Annotated in this window: 4 protein-coding genes; all 4 read right to left on the bottom strand. The window is 45.4% G+C overall.

Annotated elements, in window-relative coordinates; translation table 11 throughout:
- Positions 1-852, bottom strand: an 852-nt coding sequence (locus ACEQ1T_RS25485; RefSeq protein ID WP_370225350.1) for a glycerate kinase, incomplete at its 3' end; no start/stop codon positions are given.
- A 21-nt stretch (positions 853-873) separates the two neighbouring features.
- The gene (locus ACEQ1T_RS25480; protein WP_370225349.1) at positions 874-2,142 is read right to left on the bottom strand and encodes a GntP family permease; all 1,269 of its coding nucleotides are present in this window, start codon (positions 2,140-2,142) and stop codon (positions 874-876) included.
- 122 nt (positions 2,143-2,264) lie between these two features.
- Complete coding sequence (locus ACEQ1T_RS25475; protein ID WP_370225347.1) at positions 2,265-3,365, bottom strand: sugar diacid recognition domain-containing protein; 1,101 nt, start codon at positions 3,363-3,365, stop codon at positions 2,265-2,267.
- A 103-nt stretch (positions 3,366-3,468) separates the two neighbouring features.
- On the bottom strand, positions 3,469-4,039 hold a 571-nt coding region (locus ACEQ1T_RS25470; RefSeq protein WP_370225345.1), incomplete at its 5' end, for an NAD(P)-dependent oxidoreductase.

Raw genomic sequence — 4,039 nt, 5'->3', positions numbered from 1 at the left:
ATTCTTAACCTCATTTTCAAAGTCTACGGCATGAAGGACGATTTCGACCCCTTTTTTTAAGTCTGCATTTAATAGGGCAAGCAGACTTCCGCCTATTCCTCCGGCAGCACCTGCCCCCTCAATATGGCGGAACGGTTTGCCGAGGGTATTTTCGACCACATCTGCGAAATGCCCTAAATTCTGATCCAGCAGCTCAACCATCTCAGGTGTCGCTCCTTTTTGAGGGCCAAAGATCGCGGAGGCACCTCTTGGACCGGTCAAAGGGTTATCAACGTCACAGGCCACTTCGAAATGGACATCTCGAAGCCTTGAATCAAGACCTGACATATCTATTGCTGCCAGCTGTGCAAGCGGCCCTCCGCCTGGTCCAATTTCACTGCCAGTTTTGTCAAGAAGTTTACCGCCTAAGGCTTGAATCATTCCAGCTCCTGCATCATTTGTAGCACTTCCGCCAATTCCAATAATAATGTGCTGGACGCCTAAGTCCATTGCGGCTGCGATTAACTCTCCTGTTCCCCTGGTTGATGTAATGAAGGGGTTCCGTTTTTCTGAAGGAACCAAATGCAAGCCTGATGCAGCTGCCATTTCAATGACTGCAGTCTTTCCATTCCCCATTAATCCAAAGAATGCCTGAACAGGCTCCCCGAGCGGTCCTGTAACAGTCCGCTCTATGATCGAACCTTCCGTTGCATCCACCAGTGATTGGACCGTTCCCTCTCCGCCGTCAGCCATCGGCATTTTTTTGTACTCTGCTTCGGGAAAAATACATTTAAAACCTTTTTCAATGGCATTCGCAGCCTCAAGTGCCGATAAACTTTCCTTAAATGAATCCGGGGCAATCACGATTTTCAAATTTGATCCTCTCCCTTTCTATTAGCCAAAAAGCTTAAAGACTCCAAAAATAAGTGTAGAGATGACTGCAAGAGTTAATCCGATAAGCGATTCATATGGCATCAGCTTCAAGCGCTCTTTAATATCCATATTGACACTTCCTGCCGTTGCGTGGAAAAAGCTTCCGTGAGGCAAATGATCCAGTACGGTTGCTCCCGCATGGATCATGGCAGCGCCTGCAAGAGCTGATACTCCTAATCCTAAAATTGTACTGCCAAACACACCGCTTGCCACTGCTGTACCTGCAGTAGTAGATGCCGTAGCAGCAGACATAAAAATACCAGAGACAGGGGCCAGCAGATAGGCTGGAAGACCTGAAGAGGTTAATCCATTAATGATCACATCTTTTAAGCTTGAGTTTGCTATGATTCCAGCCAGGGTTCCTGTTCCAAGAAGCATAATGGCAACGCCTGACATCTTGTTTAAACCGGATATAGCATACTCATTGATTTTCCTTGTCTTCTTCATCGCAATCGCCCCGATAATTCCCCCGGCTGGAAGTGCCACCATCGGATCAATATTAATATCAAATAATGGGCGAAGCGCCAATAATATAATGGTAACCAGCGGCGCAATCATGGCTGTAATAAATAGTGGAAGCTTTGTATGGCTGTTTACTTCCACATCATCATTTGAAATAGCAGAACCCTTATTTACAAGTTTCTTTGCAATGAAATAGGTAACAGCAAGTCCGAATATGGCCGGGATGATTCCAGCAGCCATAACTGAAGTAAGCGGAACACCGAATGCGTCTGATGCTGCAATGGCATTTGGATTGGGTGACATGATGTTCCCTGCTTTCCCCCCGCCAATCATCGCCAGCAAAATGGCTGTTTTGGAAAGCTTTGCCCGTTTCGCGATAGCTAAAGCAATGGGTGATACGGTAATGACTGCCACGTCAACAAATACACCGACCGTTGTCAGGATCATTGTTGCCACCGCTAAGGCTAGAAGCGCTCGGGTTTCTCCCAGCTTTTTTACTATTGTTTCGGCAATCGAGGAAGCCGCACCAGATTCAATCAGCACACCTGCCAAAATACCGGCAGCCAGGATTCTGAGCACCGCCGGTATAATGCCTTTTGCTCCTTCCATCATTAAATTAACAGTGCTTGCAATATCTGCTCCTCCGACTAAGCCGCCTATTAAAGCACCTGCAACCATTCCATAAGCAGGCGGAACTTTTTTCAAGATTAATAGTATGGCAATGACTAAGGCTGTTATTGCTCCTAAAGCGCTTACAGTTACATCCACATATAGCCCTCCCCTGATGATTTGCTTATGAATCTATTGTAAGCGTTTGCCTTTTCTATTACATCGTGAATGATGATGAAAAAAAACGAATAGATCTCTCTATTAATTGTGCATTTGCACAATTACTGTAGGTCGTTTACTAATTTTGCCACATAAAGTTCGAAGAGCATCTTCACATTACGCGGGTCTTTTCCAGTAAGTTCTGTTATCTTATCAAGACGGTATCTCAGGGTATTGCGATGGATAAATAAGTGATCCGCTATTTTGCCAAGATCTCCTCCTTCTCTTATAAGAACATCAAGCGTATGTGCCAGTTCCCCTTTTTTATCCTGGACAAGGAGCCGGTCATAGTAGGAAAATGTATGTTCTTCCTTTTGGGCGAGCATGGATAGCTTAATTTCCAGCCAGTATTTTTCATAACTGTAATAATCGGCGTCAGGATGAATCTTTGGGCCAAGGACAGTCAGCTGCTGCGCATGCCGATAGGAGGACTTCAAGCCGCTTATGTTCTCCGATGTGCTGCCACTAGCTACTGCTGCTTTCCTCTTTGAAAGGCCGGCAATCCTCTTTAAAGCAGCGGTTTGTTCTGAGGGCTCCCCTGCTTTTAATATGACAATTTCATTATTGAACGTAACCCCTGTTAAATCCTGTTTTCCCAATTCAAAATGAATGTCATTTATCAGCTTTTGATTCATGGTTCCAAGGTCTTCGTGCAGCTTGAGCACAATGACGGTTCTCGGGATTTTCAGGTCATACCCCAGGAAGCCGGCTCTCTCTTCTAACCACGCTTCATTTAAGGGTTCTTCAGAAATAAGGAGGTTCACTATCTCACTTTGGAGGCGCTGCTTCCATTGTACTCTCTCCAGAAGAAACGATTGCTCCAAAACCAGTTCTGCTGCCATTTTAACAAGCTCTGCGAAATTCCGGATTTGCTCAGGTTCCCCCGTTATGCCGACTACACCAATAATTTGATTATGAAAACGGATGGGCAGATTGATTCCAGGCTTGGCCCCTTTAAGCTCGGCGGCACTTCTTTCATCAATCTCCACACTTTCCCCTTTTTTCAGGACCAGCAGAGCTCCATCATGAACCTGATTGATCCTTTCCTTTTCACCTGAACCGATAATAACGCCTTCTTCGTTCATAACATTTATGTTTTTGCTCAGGATTTTCATAGTCCGCTCCACTATTCCCTGAGCAAGTTCATGGGATAAAAAATGCACATTCCCCGCCGCCTTCCTGTATTGTTACTATCAATGTACCATAGTGGATTTGCACAATAAACAAAATAAAAAACCGTGTGTGAGGACACGGTTGAGAAGTTGATTATTTTAATGAGGACAGATATGCCCATTTACTTTCCCGCTCTTCCTCAGACAGACGATAGCGGTCATCCAGCAATTCGGCGAGAAGGTCATTTTTCTCAGCTGGGTGGATAGAAAGTTTTTTAATATGTTCACGGCATTTTGCCAGAAATTCTGAATATCCCGTCCAGCTTTCATCATATTGTTCATCCAGCTGTTTTTTTATCATCCGGGTCAGCTTGGGGCTTGCGCCATTCGAGGTGACAGCGATTTGAAGCGGTCCGCGCCTGACAGCTGCCGGAAAAATGACATTTCCGTCTCCTGCTTCATCAACAACACAGACAAGCTGACATGAATCCAGTGACCTCGCCAGCTGCTGGTTGGTTTCACGGATATTTGTGGCCAGAATCGATAAAAAAGCATCTTTAAAATCCTCAGGCTTCGCTTCCCGCTGAATGAGCTCATACCCTCTTTGATGGGCAAGACGAATGATATCGTCTGTAAAATCAGGAGCAACAAAAGTGATATGAGCCCGTTCTCCATCAAGGGTTTTCGCTTTTCGAAAGGCAATCCTGCCGCCGCCTGCAATAACG

Source organism: Cytobacillus sp., from assembly GCF_964223445.1.
In the GTDB taxonomy this organism is placed as follows: domain Bacteria; phylum Bacillota; class Bacilli; order Bacillales; family Cytobacillaceae; genus Cytobacillus.
The sequence above is the reverse complement of the archived record's forward strand: the minus strand, read 5'-3'. Positions and strand labels throughout refer to the sequence as shown.